The organism is Variovorax sp. DAIF25, from assembly GCF_050711835.1.
Taxonomy (GTDB): domain Bacteria; phylum Pseudomonadota; class Gammaproteobacteria; order Burkholderiales; family Burkholderiaceae_C; genus Variovorax.
The window spans coordinates 6,601,772-6,616,955 of sequence record NZ_CP136636.1; the positions used below are offsets into that span (position 1 = coordinate 6,601,772).

Genomic DNA, 15,184 nt, shown 5'->3' on the forward strand with positions numbered 1-15,184 from the left:
CCTGTTGTGAACAGGCCCTAGCCGTTCATTCGAACTTGTAGTTCGCCCCCACCGGCTGCCCGACCTTGAGCATCTGCTCCACGCCCTGGATCACGATGCAGTTCATGCCGAAGGTGATGCCGCCGTCCACGCGCGGATCGGCGCGGTAGGTGCGCAGCGTGTCGTTGACCTCGGGGCTGCTGAGCGCGGTGGCCGGGTCGATGTCGGGAATGGGGCAGCGGGTGCAGGGCTTGACCGGCTGCAGCTGCGCGCCGTCCTCCGAGCCCTCGGCGCCGCTGGCCACGTGCAGCATCTCGACGCGGTCCTCGTCGTGCGACTCGATGCCGGCCAGCACGATGTTGGGGCGGAAGCGCTCGATGCCCACCGGGCCATGGCCGTCGCGCGCCAGCCGCTCGTTGAGCTCGGCCAGCGAGCCCTCGCTGGCCACCAGCAGCGCGAAGCCGTCGGCGAACTGGGTCTGCGCCTCGATGCCGCCGGTCCACTTGAGGCTCGACAGCCGCTTGACCTCGGGATCGAAGCGCACCAGGCGCAGCTTCTGCGGCTTGCCGGGCTCGGAGAGGAAGTCGCTGAACCACTGGGCGGCGATGTCGCCCATGTCGTAGGCATCGACCTCGTCCTTCCAGACCCGCACCCGCATCGGCTGCTCGACCCGGTCGAAGGCCAGGTGCAGCGCCAGCATGCCGGGCGCACGCAGCACCACCTCGGTGTGCTTCATCTGCGGCTTGATCAGTGCCATGCGCGGCAGCTGCCGCTGCGTGACGAACTCGCCCTGTGCGTCGACCACCATCCAGGCCCGGTCGAATTCGAGGCCGGTCTCGGTCAGCAGCGCTTCGGGCAGCTCGACGCCGGCGCACGACTTGACGGGGTACACGAACAGGCGCGCGATGGTGGCCTGGAGATCGAAATCTGTCACGGGGGCTCCTCGGATGGGGGCTCGATTGTCCTCGCTCCCGGCATACCCCCAATGGCCGGTTTCCCCACGGGGTCGGCCACAAGAGCGTCCTCCTACAATGCCGCGATGGCCCTCCCCCCCGAAGTCTGTATCCGCGGCGCCGGCATCGTCGGCCGCACGCTGGCCCTGCTGCTCGCGCGCGAACGCGTGCGCGTGGCGCTGGTGGCGCCGCCCGCCGCCGCCGAGCGGGAAGACGTCCGCGCTTATGCGCTCAATGCCGCCTCGCGCGAACTGCTGGCCTCGCTGCGCGCCTGGCCCGAAGGCATCAGCGCCACGCCGGTGCGCGAGATGGTGGTCGATGGCGACGAGGGCGGCCGCGTGCAGTTCAGCGCCGCGCGCCAGAAGGTCGAGGCGCTGGCCTGGATCGTCGACGTGCCGGCGCTCGAGAAGCAGTTGGTCGATGCGGTGCGCTTCCAGCCCCAGATCGAGGTGGTGAGCGAACCGGTCGCCGCGCCGCTCACCGTGGTCTGCGAAGGCAAGGCCAGCGCCACGCGCGAAGCGCTCGGCGTGAGCTACGCGGTCACGCGCTATCCGCAGCATGCGATCGCGGCGCGGCTCGAGGCCGAGCAGTCGCACGACGGCACGGCACGTCAGTGGTTCAACGACAAGGGCGAGGTGTTCGCGCTGCTGCCGCTCGACGGCGTGCACGGCCGCCGGCTGGCGCTGGTGTGGTCGGTCGACCAGCTGCGCGCGCCGGCGCTGCTCGCGCAATCGGCCGAGGAATTCAATGCCGCCGTGACCGAGGCCAGCCACCAGGCCTTCGGCGCGCTGCGGCTGGTGAGCGAGCGCGCCGCCTGGCCGCTCTCGCGCGCCATCGCCGACCGCTGGACCGGCACCCTGCCCGCCACCGAGCAGACCGCCGGCCAGGCGCCGCGCACCTGGGCCTTGGCCGGCGACGCGGCCCACACCGTGCATCCGCTCGCGGGCCAGGGCCTGAACCTCGGCCTGGCCGACGCGGCCGCGCTGGCCGCCGTCGTCAAGGAGCGCGACTACTGGCGCAGCGTGGGCGACCCGCGCCTGCTGCGCCGCTACGAACGCGCGCGCCGCACCGAGGTGCTGCAGATGAGCCTCGCCACCGACGGGCTGCAGCAACTCTTCTCGCACAGCCTGGGCCCGCTGCCCGCGCTGCGCAACTGGGGCATGCGCGGTTTCGACCGCACGCGCCTGGTCAAGCACTGGGTCACGCGGCAGGCCATGGGCCTGAAGACCTGATCCCGGACGAACCGAAACACGACTCCCTCGAACCCATGAAGACACTCGCACGCCACCTGCTTCCCGCCGCCTTCGCGTCGCTCGCGCTCTTCGCGGCCTTCGGCGCCCATGCCGGCGAAGCCGAGATCCGCAAGAACCTCAAGGAACGCATCCCGCAGTTCCCGACCATCGACGAAGTCAGCAAGTCGCCGATGCCCGGCCTCTACGAGGTGCGCGTCAACGGCGCGCAGATCTACTACACCGACGAGCAGGGCAACTACCTGCTCGAGGGCAACATGATCGACGTGAACGCGCGCCGCAACCTCACCGAGGAACGCGTGGCGAAGCTGTCGGAGGTGGCCTTCGACAAGCTGCCCGTGAAGGACGCGATCAAGATCGTGCGCGGCAACGGCAAGCGCAAGCTCGCGGTCTTCGAGGACCCGAACTGCGGCTACTGCAAGCGCTTCGAGAAGGACATGAAGTCGGTCGACAACGTCACCGTCTACCTGTTCCTCTACCCGGTGCTGGGACCCGATTCGACCGTCAAGTCGCGCGACATCTGGTGCAGCAAGGACAAGGGCAAGGCCTGGAGCGACTGGATGGAAGCGGGCACGCGCCCGGCCACCGCGCCCGGCAGCTGCGACGTGACCGCGCTGCAGCGCAACGTCGAGTTCGGCCGCCGCTACAACATCACCGGCACGCCCACCCTGATCTACAGCAACGGCACCCGCACCCCGGGCGCCGTGCCCGCCGAGCAGGTCGAGAAGCAACTCGCCGCCTCCGCCAGCTGATGGCGACGAAGTCCCCCTCGCGGCGCGCGGCCGCTGCGCCCGCGGCCGTGGCCGCGCCCGGCGTGCACTACCGCGTGGAATGCGCCGACCTGCATGCGCGCCTGTTCGAGGTCACGCTCACCATCGATCGCCCCGCGGCCGAGCAGCAGCTGACGCTGCCGGTGTGGATCCCGGGCAGCTATCTGGTGCGCGAGTTCGCCAAGAACCTGCAGGGGCTGCAGGCCTCGCAGGGCCGGCGCAAGGCACCGGTGCTGACGCAGCTCGACAAGTGCAGCTGGCGCGTCGAATGCACGGCCGGCCAGCCGCTGGTGCTGCGCTACAAGGTCTGCGCCTACGACAACTCGGTGCGCACCGCCTGGCTCGACGCCGAGCGCGGCTTCTTCAACGGCACCAGCCTGTGCCTGCGGGTCGAGGGCCAGACCGATGCGCCGCATGCGCTCGAGATCGTCGCGCCCGCCGCCTCGGCGCTGCCCGAGGGCGCCGCGCCCTGGTCCTGCGCCACCGCGCTGCCGCCGCTGAAGACCGACCGCCATGGCTTCGGCCGCTACCTCGCGGCCGACTACGACGAACTGGCCGACAGCCCGGTCGAGCTCGGCGCCTTCTGGAGCGGCGAGTTCGAAGCCGGCGGCGTGCCGCACCGCTTCGTGGTCGCGGGTGCCGCGGCCTCGTTCGACGGCGATCGGCTGCTGGCCGACACGAAGGCCATCTGCGAAGCCGAGATGCGCTTCTGGCACGGCGACAAGGTCGGCAAGCGCGGCGGTCCGAAGCCGCCGATCGACCGCTATGTGTTCATGCTCAACGCGGTCGACGACGGCTACGGCGGCCTCGAGCACCGCCATTCGACGGCGCTGATCTGCAACCGGCGCGACCTGCCGCAGCTCGGCATGAAGAAGTCTGCAGACGGCTACGTCACGCTGCTGGGCCTGATCAGCCACGAGTACTTCCACACCTGGAACGTGAAGCGGCTGCGGCCGGCCGAGTTCGCGCGCTACGACTACGGCCGCGAGAACTACACGCGGCTGCTGTGGTTCTTCGAGGGCTTCACCAGCTACTACGACGACCTGCTGCTGCGCCGCGCCGAACTGATCGACGACGCGGCCTACCTGCGGCTGGTCAACAAGACCATCAACCAGGTGCAGCAGACGCCGGGCCGGCAGGTGCAGTCGGTGGCCGACGCGAGCTTCGACGCCTGGGTCAAGTACTACCGGCAGGACGAGCAGACGCCCAATGGCACGGTCAGCTACTACACCAAGGGTGCGCTGGTCGCGCTGTGCCTCGACCTCAAGCTGCGCGCCGAAGGCCGCGGCACGCTCGACGACGCGATGCGCCACCTGTGGAACGCGAGCGGCGGCGGGCCGGTGAGCGAGGCCGATATCGCGGCCGCGCTCGAGGCCGCGGGCGGCCGCTCGTACGCGGCCGAGCTCGCGGCCTGGGTGCATTCGACCGCCGAGCTGCCGCTGTCCGAGCTGCTGCGCCTGCACGGCGTGGCCACGCTCGACGATCCCTCGCAGCCCGCGCAGACGCTGGGCCTGCGCGTGGCGGAGAGCGGCGGCAGCGTGCAGGTCAAGGTGGTGCTGCGCGGCGGCGCGGCCGAGAAGGCCGGCTTCGCGGCCGGCGACGAATGGATCGGCATCGAGCTGCCGGCCGCGGGACGCAAGAGCGCGCAGGGCTGGCGCATCGGCCGGCTCGACGATCTCGCGCTCTACCTCGGCGCGGGCAAGCGCTGCACCGCGCTGGTCGCGCGCGACCGCAAGCTGGTGAAGCTGCCGCTGGTGCTGCCCACGGGCGTCACGACCTGGCGCCTGCTGGCGCAGGACACGGGCCGGGTCTCGAAGTGGCTGGCGCCGGTGGCGATCGCGGCGACGAAGGCTTAGCAGGCTGTTGAAATTCGACGTTGCAAACGTCGATTGGTTAGCTTGATCAGGCGGTTGAAGCCGAATTGGCCAGGGCTTGGCTGTCGGTTTGGACCGATGAGGCTTTGCGCACGTGCGCCACACGTCGGGCAGGGGGCCGTTCGTGGGCTCATTGCACAGCCCTTTGAGGCCCAATGCACAGCATTCGAGCCATCCGCACGATATTGCTGGCCGTCATGGTGAGCTTGAACTGCTGGTCGACACGCTGGAGTCCGCGGTACATCGTCTGTCGTATCCTCCCGACCGTCTTCGCCCAGCCGAAGTGCTCTTCGATGCGCTTGCGCACGACCTGGCTGGCAGCGTAGCCGGCGTGACGAGTCGTTCGTCCATCGACGGCGCTGCCACCCCAACGCGTCGTGTGGCTGGCCACGTGCGGCGTCACGCCGCGCTTGCGGCAGTCGGCGATGAAGTCTCGCGTGTCGTAGCCCTTGTCGGCTGCGACCGTCTTACGGTGTGCTCCGGGGACGGTGTCGAGCATCGCCAATGCTGCCGAGCGCTCGCCGTAGCCGTCGGCGTACGTAACCACCGCGCCAACAACCAGACCGTTGCGGTTCTCCATCAGCACATGGCCTTGATACGCCAGGATCGCTGCAGTGCTGGCGCCCTTGCGGAACAGTCTGGCATCCGGATCTGTCTTGCTCTGGTGCGTATCGTTGCTGCGTGGTCGGCCCTTCCAATCGCGCTCCTGGTTGCGACCTGCGGGGCCGCCACCCGCCCCGGGCCCGTCGCCGTCCTTGGGCAAGAAGCTCTTGTGACTGGCCCAAGCCTGGATGAGCGTGCCGTCCACCGAGAAGTGCTCCTTGCTCAGCAGCTTGCGCTTGTCAGCCAGTCGCATCACCTGGGCGAAGAAGCTCTCGACGACAGCGTGCTCCAGCAGGCGATCACGGTTCTTGGAAAAGACTGAGTGGTCCCAGACCTCGTCATCGATGGCCAGCCCGATGAACCAACGAAATAGCAGGTTGTAGCGAACCTGCTCCATCAGTTGCCGTTCGCTGCGCACGGAGAAGAACACCTGGATCAGCATTGCCCGTAGCAACTTCTCGGGGGCAATCGACGCTCGCCCAGTCTCGGCGTAGATCGTGTTGAACAGACCGTTCAAGCCGACCAGTGCCTCATTGACCAGCCCGTGGATGGCTCGCAGCGGATGGTCTGGCGGCACGAAGTCATCAAGTTTGGCCAGCGTGAACAGGCCTTCCTGCATCCCATCTGATCCGCGCATCGGTATCACCCCACGTCGTTGCGTCACTTCAACCGTACCAGCATCAGTCTCTTCCCGAACCAGCAGTTCCCCGGAGAAATTCAACAGCCTGTTAGGCCGGCGAGCTACGCAGCATGAACAACGGGCCGTCATCGGCCCGTTTTTCTTTTGGTGCTTTCAGCCCGCAGGCAAGGCCCGTTCGGCCGCGGCCTCCTCGGCCGTCTCGCGCCGCACGAAATGAATCGGCTGCGGCTCGCCCACCATCACGCAGGGCTTGCCGGTGCGGCGGCAATGGTCCTGCACGCGCCAACAGGCGTCGTGGCTCAGGCAGCCGGTCTGGCAGATGACGAGGTCGGCCGCGCGCAGGCTGGCCTCGAACGCGGGATCGTCGGTGCCGTCCGCGCCTTCGAGGTGCAGGAAGCGGCCGCCCGCGATCTCGACCAGTTGGCGCGCGAGCGAGGGCGTGCGCTCGTCGCCGCCCACGCAGAGCACGGCCTTCTCGCGCAGGTCGGAGGGCACCGGCGCCTGCGCCGGCATGGCCAGGCGGCGCGCGGTGCCCGGCGCGAGCAGCGCATGCAGCCGCTTGGGCAGGGCCGCGCCGACGGCCGCGCGCGCGGCCAGTTCCTCGCGCACCATCGCCATCGCCGAATCGCGCGCCACCAGCGCGCCACGCAGGCGCACGATCTGCGCCTCCAGCCGCTCCACCAGCGCGGCCTGCTCGGCCAGCAGCTGCGAGCAGCGCTCCTGCACGCGGGCATAGGCCCGCAGCAACACGGCATGTTCTTGCATCGGGAACTCCATGGCCGCGGATTCTAGTTGAGAACAATTCTCAACAAAGCCATGCAGCGGGAAGGGCGAAGGCCGCGGCCAGCAGCCCCGTGCCACGGTGGCGCACGGCACCGTGGGTATAGTGAAGCGCGTTTTTCTTCCCTTCCCCGGAGACACCATGAGCTACGAGAACATCGAAGTGCGGACCGAAGCTGGCAAGGTCGGCATCATCACCCTCAACCGACCGAAGGCGCTCAACGCGCTCAACGACGCGCTGATGACCGAGCTGGGCCAGGCCCTGAAGGCCTTCGACGCCGACGACGCCATCGGCTGCATCATCCTCACCGGCAGCGAGCGCGCCTTCGCGGCTGGCGCCGACATCGCGGCGATGGCCAAGTACAGCTTCATCGACACCTACCGGGGCGACTACATCACGCGCAACTGGGAGACCATCCGCTCGATCCGCAAGCCGGTGATCGGCGCCGTGGCCGGCTTCGCGCTCGGCGGCGGCTGCGAGCTCGCGATGATGTGCGACTTCATCATCGCGGCCGACAACGCCAAGTTCGGCCAGCCCGAGATCAAGATCGGCGTGATCCCCGGCGCCGGCGGCACGCAGCGCCTGCCGCGCGCGGTGGGCAAGAGCAAGGCCATGGACATGGTGCTGACCGCCCGCATGATGGACGCCGCCGAAGCCGAGCGCGCGGGCCTCGTGAGCCGCGTGGTGCCGTTCGAGAAGCTGGCCGACGAGGCGCTGGGCGCCGCGCTGGTGATCTGCGGCTTCTCGCAGATCTCGGTGATCGCGGCCAAGGAGTCGGTCAACCGCGCCTTCGAGAGCGGCCTGAGCGACGGCGTGATGTTCGAGCGCCGGCTGTTCCATGCGCTGTTCGCGACGCAGGACCAGAAGGAAGGCATGGACGCCTTCCTGACCAAGCGCCAGCCGGACTTCAAGAACGCCTGATGGCGAGCGGGCCGAGAGGCCCGCTTTTTTTGCCCTGGAACTCGATGCCTTCAGCGCTGCGGCGTCGAAGGCGTTTCGCGTGCGCGCTCGAGCGCGGCGCGCAGCGAGGCCAGTGCCTGCGCGGGCGGCGTGCCGATGAAGGCCGAAGCACCGGGCTGCGGCGACCAGCGCACCTGCTCGCCCGCGATCTCGAGCACGGCGACCACGGTGCGGCCGCGGTAGAGCGCGATGCGCGCTTCGACCGGCGCGGCCAGTGCCGCATCGGGCTGGGTGGCCGAGCGCGCCACCGCGCCCAGCAATGCGGGGAAGGCTTCGATGTCGGCGCGGCCATGGCGCGGCGCCGTGTCGCCCGCGGCCGACCAGGCGGTCCAGCGATCGAGCGCGGCGAAGGACGGCGCGCGCTCGACGGCGGGCGCCGGCGCGCCGGCCAGCCGGGCACGCGATGGTGGCGGGTGCGCGGCGGACTCGGCCTGCGAGAGCTGCGCGGACGGCGCGGCGGCCGATGGCTGCGGCGCATGCGCAAGGGCCGGCGGGACGGACTGCAAGGCGGACGCGGCGCCGCGGACCGAGGCCCGTTCGCTTTCGCTCTTCTTGTACGACTGTTCGGCCGCCAGCGGCGCGGCGCCGGGTGCGGCATCGGCGACGGGCGGCGCTGCGCCGGGTGCGGGTGGTGCAGCGGCGATCACGGGCGCGGGCGCCGAAGGCGGTGGTGGTGCCACGGCTGCGGGCGGCGGGGCTACGGCTGCCGGAGGCGGAGGCGCCGGCGCCACGGGTGCTGCGGCGATTTCGGGCGGTGGCGGCGCGACGGCCGCGGCCGGTGGCGGTGTCGCGGGCACCGGCGCGGCCCGCTCCAGCGAGGCCGACTCGCGCGACTTGGCAATCGGCTCGGCCGGGGCCTGCCGCCGCTCGGCCTGCGGTGCCGGCGCGCGTTGCGCAGCCGCGGCGGGCGCGGACGGTCGACGCACCGTGTCGGCATTGCCGGCCGCCTCGGCCGCCGCACCAGAAGGCGCAGCGGGCGCAACGGGCGCGGCAGCTTCGGGCCGCGCCTCCGGCACCACCGCGGGCGCCTCGCGCGGTGCCGACGGCGCTTCCGCCACCGCGCCCCCCACGCGCGCCTCGCCATCGAGCCGCGCATCGGGCACCGGCTCCTGCCGCCACAGCACGGTGACGAAGCCGACCACCAGCAGGGTCGCGAAGGCCGCGTTCCACGGCATGCGGGCGCGCGCTTCGCCGCCGCCGAACAGGCGCCGCCACCACGGCTGCGCGGCCGGCACAGTGGCGGCGGCCGGCGGCGTGGCGGCCGCGAGGTTGTGCGCCATCTTGAGAATGGCCTCGCGCGTGCGCGCCTCGGGCAGCGCCTCGTTGTCGGGCGCATGCTCGAGCGCGCGGCGCAGGCGCGCGTCGCGCAGGTCGTCGTCGAACCCGGCGCTCATCGCGCGCCCTCCAGCACCGCGAGGTAGCGTTCCATGCAGCCGCGCAGCTTCTGCAGCCCGTAGCGCAGCCGGCTGCGCACGGTCTCGAAACCGATCTGCAGGCTGGACGCCAGCGCCTCGACCGTCAGGCCGTCCTCGTGGTGCAGCAGGAAGGCCGCGCGCTGCTCGGTGGGCAGCTCGTCGAGGCAGGTCAGCAGGCGCCGGCCCGCGGCGCGCCAGAACGCGAGCTCCTCGGCCGAGGGATGGGTGGCGACGTCGTCCGAGGCACCGTGCACGCCACGCTCGAGCGCGGGAATGGCCTCGTCGTCCTCGCCCGCGTGGCCGTCGAGCGCCACTTCGCGCCCGCTCACGCGCAGCCGGTCCATCGCGAGGTTGTGCGCGATCGTGAAGGCCCAGGTGCGCCAGGCCGCGCCCTGTGGCGAGAAGCTCTCGCGCGCCGTGATGATCCGCACCCAGGTGTCCTGGAACACCTCGTCGGCCTGCGATGCGAGCCGCGCGCCCAGCAGCCGCCGCACGAAGCGGAACAGCCCGCCCTCGTGGCGCGCATAGAGCACGTCGAAGGCGGCGGCGTCGCCGCGCGCGTAGGCCAGCATCAGCTGATCGTCGGGCATGGCGTCGCGGCCGGTCGCTTCGGGCGCGGCCGGGCTGGCAGTGGCGGAACGGGCGCGGGGCAGCGCGGACATCGGTGGATTCTCACCTCAGCTGGTACGCGGGACGGCGCCGGTCGGGGTTGGCGCGGCGCAAAAAAAGACGCATCGACTTAACCCCGTTGGCGGCAGCGGGCCGTAACAGCCTGCACCGATTCACTTCACGGAGCCGTTCCATGATCCCGTCACCGGCCTTTCGCCCTCGCCGCCCGCTCGTCGCGCTGCTGTGCGCTTCCCTGGTCCTGAGCGCCTGCGGCGCCACCGAGCCGCAAGCGGCGGGCCGCAACGATGCCGCCGTCGCCACCCCGGCCACGCGCTGGCCCGCGCCGGCGCTGCAGACCACCGACACCGCCACGCCCGCGCGCAGGATCGAGCCGGCGATGCCGAACTTCGAGGCGCCGTCCGCCAAGCATTGCGCGCGGCCGATCCGGACCAGCGAGACCCCGGGCAGCGGCGGGAGCGCGCGGCACCGGTCCGCCCTGGCCGCCGTCGGCGCGCCCCACGCGATGCCCGCGCCCGTCGCGCCGGGCATGGCACCGCCGGCCATGCCTACCCCGCCCCTCGCGTCGATGGCGGCGCCGATGGCCCCGGCACCCAGCGCCGCCCCCATGGCCGAAGCCCGCGCCAGCGCGAAGATGGCGCGCTCGGCGGTCGTGGAATCGGCCGCGGCGCCGGTCCCGGCCCCCATCGCGGCCGCCGTCGCCCAGCGTCCCGCGAGCGAACCCGTCACCGCCGGCATGGTCGACGACAACGCCGACTTCGGCGAGTACCTTGCCTTCCGCAACCGCACCCAGGTCGCGCACCGCGAGCGCGACATCAGCGAGCGCTACCTGCTGCAGGTGCGCGATGCCCAGGGCAGCGTCGTGCCCGATGCCGAGGTCGCCGTGCAGGCCGCGAACGGCGCCGCGATGTGGGCCCGCACCGACGCGGGCGGACGCGCCTGGCTGCATCCCAAGGCCTTCGATGCCGAGCCGAGCCCGGTCTATGAAGTGACCGTGCGCAAGAACGGCCGCCAGACGACCTCGTTCCTGCGCCGTGGCCAGAAGAACGCGGTCGACGTCGTGCTCGAGCGTCCCGGCGCCCGGCCCGCGCGGGCGCAGCTCGACCTGGTGTTCCTGATCGACGCCACCGGCTCGATGGGCGACGAGATCGCCCGCCTGCGCAGTACGCTGCGCGACATCGCCGACCAGGTCGCGCGCCTGCCGAGCCGTCCCGACACCTGCTTCGGCCTCGTCGCCTACCGCGACCTCAGCGACGAGTTCGTGGTGCGCCGGCACGACTTCACCAACGACCTCGATGCCTTCCAGGGCGTGCTCGACGCGCTGCAGGCCGCGGGCGGCGGCGACTATCCCGAGGCGATGAACGAGGCCCTGCACGAGACGGTGCAGCGCCTGAGCTGGCGCGGCGACGACACCACGCGGCTCGTCATGCTGCTGGCCGACGCACCGCCGCACCTGGACTACCCCGGTCCGCAGTACGACGACAGCATGGCCGCCGCGCTCGGCAAGGGCATCAAGGTGCTGAGCGTGGGCGCCTCGGGGCTCGACAAGCAGGGCGAATACATCCAGCGCCAGATCGCGCAATACACCGGCGGTCGCTTCGTGTTCCTGACCTACCGGAACGCCGCCGATCCCGCGAGCGGCCCGGGCACGCAGACCGTGCACGACGTGGGCAACTACTCGGTGCAGACGCTCGACAAGCTGGTGGTGCGGCTGGTGTCCGAGGAACTCGGCAAGCTGCCCGGTGCGCAAGCTTCGCGCGGTGGTTGAACTGTGCCAAAAGCCTGGGCTATAATCGCGGGCTCGGCTCTTTAGCTCAGTCGGTTAGAGCGATGGAATCATAATCCACAGGTCCGCGGTTCGAGTCCGTGAAGAGCCACCACACAAAAGAGAAGCCCGCTGTCCATCGGACAGCGGGCTTTTTCTTTGGTCCTGCCAGCAGTGGGCGGGCTGGCGGTTGGCTGGTGCCTCAGTTCACATCGGGACTGCGCTTCGGCGCATCGTTGAGCACGGGAGACTTCCGCTCGGCCGTCCGAGTCCCCGGATAGCGCGCGGCCCTCGACGCATGGGCCGCCAGCGCCTCATTGACCGCGCGCGGCGACAGCAGCTGCACCTTGCGGCAGTTGCTGCACTGGTAGGCGCGCAGCCAGGGAAAGAACCGCATCCAGGTGCTTCGCTCGATCCGGTTCAGATGGGTCACGCTGCATTGACAGCAGGTAAAAACCGACATTGTGTTGATACCTGAGTATTAATGGTGAACCCTTATTATTGCGCTCCAATGTGACAAAAGTCACGGCGTGAATGCCATCAAGACGTAAAGTCTGTTTCGTGACGCTCGAGTCTCTTTTCGGGCGTCCAGTCTGCGCGGCAGGTGCGCGCAGCAGCCTTGGAGACGTGAAATGCCCATGGACTTTCTTCGCCGCATCGAAGACGCCTCGTTCCCGCTGGTCATCGCCGACGAAAAAGACGTCCGCAGCGCGATCGTTCTGGAAGCCGCCGGGATGATCAAGGCGCAGTTGCCGAACCCGGAGCGGCCGGACGCCCGTCCGGCGGTGATCTTTGCCATCACGCCGCTGGGACGTCGACGCCTCGACGAGGGTGCCGCCCCACCCTGAGCGCGGCGCATCGCCTCACCACGCCACCGTGCGCCCCCGGTAGTCCAGGTACTCGAGCCCGGGCCGCCCGCGCTTCGCGAGCATCACTTCGACCAGGCTCGGCACGCTCTGTTCGATCGTCAGCCGGCCCTCGGGTCCGCCCAGTTCGGTGCGCACCCAGCCGGGCGCCATCGCCAGCAGGGCACGCGGCGTTCCGGCCTGCCGCGCGGCGAAACTGCGCAGCAACTGGTTCAGCGCCGCCTTGCTGCCGCGATAGACCTCGCGCTGGCCCGTCTCGTTGTCGGCGATGCTGCCCTGCCCCGACGACATGACGCCGATCAGGCCGTCCGACGGGACATTGCCCGCGAGGCTTTCCACCACCCGCATCGGGCTCAGCGCATTGGCGACCATGAGGTTCACGAAGTCCTCGGTCGAGACCTCGCCGATGGTCTGGGTCGGATCGGGGTTGGTGGTGCCGGCATTGACGAACAGGATGTCGAACCGGCGGCCCGACAGTCGCTCGCGCAGGGCCTGGATCTGCCCGGGGTGCGTGATGTCGAGCGACTCGATCTCCACGCGGCCGGGATGCGCGTCGGCCAGGTCGTGCAGCAGGGTGCGGGCCGTTCCGCGGACCGTGCCCATGACCTTCCAGCCCTTGTTCAGGAATTCGGCCGCGATGGCATGGCCGAGGCCGCGCGAGGCGCCGACGACGAGGATGTTGTGTTGCGGATGGGACATGAGGCGTGCTCCTTTTCTCGGGGACTGCGATGCCACGAATTCTGGGGACGCCCTCTTCCTTGCACCAGACGCCTGGCCTGCAACCAACGATTGCATTGGACGCCATGCCTGGCCGCTCCTGCCCTATGCTGGCGCCATGCCCCGCGTCGACCTCAACCTGCTGCCCGCCCTCGATGCCCTGTTGACCGAGGGCAGCGTGACCGGCGCCGCGCGGCGGCTCGAGCTCAGCGTGTCCGCCATGAGCCGCACGCTCACGCGTCTGCGCGAGGCCACGGGCGACCGGCTGCTGCTGCAGGCCGGCCGCGGCCTGGTGCTCACGCCCTATGCGATGCAGCTGCGCGAACGCATCCCGGCCCTGGCGCGCGAGGCGCAGGCCGCGCTGGCCCCGGCCGACCACGTGCTGCAGATCGCCACGCTCGACCAGTGCTTCACGCTGCGCGCCGGCGAGGGCTTCATCGACCTGCTCGCCGCGCCCTTGCTGGAACGGATCCGCCAGGCCGCGCCTCGGGTCCGGCTGCGCTTCGCGCCCAAGCCCGACTGGGACGCCCGGCCGCTGCGCGAGGGCGGGATCGACCTGGAGATCGGCACCCTCAGGACCACGGCGCCCGAACTGCGCACGCGCCGGCTGTTCCGCGACCGCTACGTGGGCGTGTGCCGCAGCGGCCATCCGCTGCTCGACGAGACGGAGATCGGCGCCGAACGCTATGCGGCCTGCGGCCACGTGGTGGCCTCGCGCGCCGGCGAGATGGACCACCCGGTCGACGAAGCGCTGGCCGCGCGGGGCCTGTCACGGCAGGTGACGATGGTGGTGCCGGCCTACACCCACGCGATGCAGGTCGCGCGGCAGTCGGACCTGCTGGCCGTCATCCCGCACTCCTGCCTCGGCAATTCCTTCACGCCCGGCCACGCCGCGGCCCTGGGCCTGCGGCACTTCGAGCTGCCCGTGCCCACGCCGCCCTTCAACGTCTCGGCGATCTGGCATCCGCGGCTCGACCAGGATGCCTCGCATCGCTGGCTGCGCGGCGAGGTGCTGGCGCTGTGCGAAGCCGCCTATCCCTGAGCGGCCAGCGGCTCAGGCCGCCACGGCCTCGCGCGCCGGCGCGACCTTCGACGGCACCGGCATGTGCGCCGACCACTCGATGATCTCGAGCCGCCCGTCCGCATGCTCGGCCAGCGCCGTGAGGCTCTCGACCCAGTCGCCGTCGTTGCAGTAGAGGATGCCGTCGATGTCGCGCATCTCGGCATGGTGGATGTGGCCGCAGACCACGCCCTGCGCGCCGCGGTTGCGGGCCTCGCGGGCCACGGCGTTCTCGAAGTCGCCGACGTAGCTCACGGCGCGCTTGACCTTGCCCTTGAGGTACTTCGACAGCGACCAGTACGGCAGCCCCAGCCGCGCGCGCAGCGAGTTGAGGTGGCGGTTGAGCTTGAGCGTGAATTCGTAGAGCGAGTCGCCCACGTAGGCCAGCCACTTGGCGCACTGGATCACGCCGTCGAACAGATCGCCGTGGATGATCCAGAGCTTGCGGCCGTCGGCGGTCTCATGGATCCATTCCTCGGCCACGTCGATGCCGCCGAAGTTGTGGTTCAGGTACTTGCGCGCGAACTCGTCGTGGTTGCCCGGGATGAAGATCACGCGCGTGCCCTTGCGCGCCTTGCGCAGCAGCTTCTGGATCACGTCGTTGTGCGCCTGCGGCCAGTACCAGTGCCGCTTGAGCTGCCAGCCGTCGATGATGTCGCCGACCAGGAACAGGGTCTCGCACTCGGTGTGCTTGAGGAAGTCGAGCAACGCCCGCGCCTGGCAGCCTGGCGTTCCGAGGTGCAGGTCGGAGATCCACAGCGTTCGAAAACGCTGCATCGGCCGCGAAACGTCCTCGTCCTCCGCCTCGGGGGGGCGGGCATCGGTGTCGCGCCATGCGCGCAGAAAAGCATCGTCGCGTTGCATGGACCGATAGGTTGGCTGTCTTGCGTGACCTGGCCATGGCAAGTGCGTGACATCCCGATG

At 70.3% G+C, this 15,184-nt stretch carries 15 protein-coding genes and 1 tRNA gene; 8 read left to right on the plus strand and 8 right to left on the minus strand.

The window, feature by feature from the left end; translation table 11 throughout:
* Positions 1-25: 25 nt before the first annotated feature.
* Complete coding sequence (locus tag R0232_RS30560) at positions 26-913, minus strand: MOSC domain-containing protein (protein ID WP_431510483.1); 888 nt, start codon at positions 911-913, stop codon at positions 26-28.
* Positions 914-1,018: 105 nt separating this feature from the next.
* On the opposite strand from R0232_RS30560, the gene R0232_RS30565 reads away from it, so the two are divergent.
* The 3 genes from R0232_RS30565 to R0232_RS30575 are packed head-to-tail and all read left to right on the plus strand — an operon-like array spanning position 1,019 to position 4,808.
* Entirely contained in the window at positions 1,019-2,164 is a 1,146-nt protein-coding gene (locus R0232_RS30565; protein ID WP_093347957.1) for an FAD-dependent monooxygenase, read from the plus strand.
* Positions 2,165-2,199: 35 nt separating this feature from the next.
* Positions 2,200-2,934 carry a DsbC family protein gene (locus tag R0232_RS30570; RefSeq protein ID WP_093347960.1) on the plus strand — a complete coding sequence of 245 codons (735 nt, stop codon included), beginning with the start codon at positions 2,200-2,202 and terminating at the stop codon, positions 2,932-2,934.
* A complete protein-coding gene (locus R0232_RS30575; protein ID WP_431510484.1) occupies positions 2,934-4,808 on the plus strand; it encodes a M61 family metallopeptidase in 1,875 nt (624 codons plus the stop codon). Before R0232_RS30570 ends, R0232_RS30575 begins: the two co-directional genes overlap by 1 nt.
* A 148-nt stretch (positions 4,809-4,956) precedes the next feature.
* Here R0232_RS30575 and R0232_RS30580 read toward each other — a convergent pair whose 3' ends face one another.
* Both R0232_RS30580 and R0232_RS30585 read right to left on the minus strand, forming a co-directional pair.
* On the minus strand, positions 4,957-6,066 hold the full coding sequence (locus tag R0232_RS30580; RefSeq protein WP_431512875.1) for an IS5 family transposase: 1,110 nt from the start codon (positions 6,064-6,066) through the stop codon (positions 4,957-4,959).
* A 156-nt stretch (positions 6,067-6,222) separates the two neighbouring features.
* Positions 6,223-6,834 (minus strand): DUF2325 domain-containing protein, encoded by a 612-nt coding sequence (locus R0232_RS30585; protein ID WP_431510485.1) that lies wholly within the window; start codon positions 6,832-6,834, stop codon positions 6,223-6,225.
* Between the two features lie 157 nt (positions 6,835-6,991).
* Here R0232_RS30585 and R0232_RS30590 point away from each other — a divergent pair, with 157 nt between their 5' ends.
* Positions 6,992-7,771 carry an enoyl-CoA hydratase gene (locus R0232_RS30590; RefSeq protein ID WP_203202937.1) on the plus strand — a complete coding sequence of 260 codons (780 nt, stop codon included), beginning with the start codon at positions 6,992-6,994 and terminating at the stop codon, positions 7,769-7,771.
* 50 nt (positions 7,772-7,821) lie between these two features.
* On the opposite strand, the gene R0232_RS30595 is transcribed toward R0232_RS30590, so the two are convergent.
* Positions 7,822-9,204: a hypothetical protein gene (locus R0232_RS30595; RefSeq protein ID WP_431510486.1), complete on the minus strand. Its 1,383-nt coding sequence runs from the start codon at positions 9,202-9,204 to the stop codon at positions 7,822-7,824.
* Complete coding sequence (locus tag R0232_RS30600; RefSeq protein WP_431510487.1) at positions 9,201-9,887, minus strand: sigma-70 family RNA polymerase sigma factor; 687 nt, start codon at positions 9,885-9,887, stop codon at positions 9,201-9,203. Before R0232_RS30600 ends, R0232_RS30595 begins: the two co-directional genes overlap by 4 nt.
* A gap of 140 nt (positions 9,888-10,027) precedes the next feature.
* On the opposite strand from R0232_RS30600, the gene R0232_RS30605 reads away from it, so the two are divergent.
* Positions 10,028-11,620: a vWA domain-containing protein gene (locus R0232_RS30605; protein WP_431510488.1), complete on the plus strand. Its 1,593-nt coding sequence runs from the start codon at positions 10,028-10,030 to the stop codon at positions 11,618-11,620.
* Between the two features lie 35 nt (positions 11,621-11,655).
* Positions 11,656-11,732, plus strand: a tRNA-Met gene (locus tag R0232_RS30610).
* Between the two features lie 87 nt (positions 11,733-11,819).
* Here the strand turns inward: R0232_RS30610 and R0232_RS30615 are convergent.
* Complete coding sequence (locus tag R0232_RS30615) at positions 11,820-12,050, minus strand: hypothetical protein (RefSeq protein WP_208513883.1); 231 nt, start codon at positions 12,048-12,050, stop codon at positions 11,820-11,822.
* 205 nt (positions 12,051-12,255) lie between these two features.
* Here R0232_RS30615 and R0232_RS30620 point away from each other — a divergent pair, with 205 nt between their 5' ends.
* Positions 12,256-12,465 (plus strand): hypothetical protein, encoded by a 210-nt coding sequence (locus tag R0232_RS30620; protein WP_431510489.1) that lies wholly within the window; start codon positions 12,256-12,258, stop codon positions 12,463-12,465.
* 15 nt (positions 12,466-12,480) lie between these two features.
* Here R0232_RS30620 and R0232_RS30625 read toward each other — a convergent pair whose 3' ends face one another.
* Complete coding sequence (locus R0232_RS30625; RefSeq protein ID WP_431510490.1) at positions 12,481-13,182, minus strand: SDR family NAD(P)-dependent oxidoreductase; 702 nt, start codon at positions 13,180-13,182, stop codon at positions 12,481-12,483.
* 136 nt (positions 13,183-13,318) lie between these two features.
* Between R0232_RS30625 and R0232_RS30630 the strand changes: the two genes are divergently transcribed.
* Entirely contained in the window at positions 13,319-14,242 is a 924-nt protein-coding gene (locus tag R0232_RS30630) for a LysR family transcriptional regulator (protein WP_431510491.1), read from the plus strand.
* Positions 14,243-14,254: 12 nt separating this feature from the next.
* Here R0232_RS30630 and R0232_RS30635 read toward each other — a convergent pair whose 3' ends face one another.
* Positions 14,255-15,124 (minus strand): UDP-2,3-diacylglucosamine diphosphatase, encoded by an 870-nt coding sequence (locus R0232_RS30635; protein WP_093347983.1) that lies wholly within the window; start codon positions 15,122-15,124, stop codon positions 14,255-14,257.
* Between the last annotated feature and the right edge of the window lie 60 nt (positions 15,125-15,184).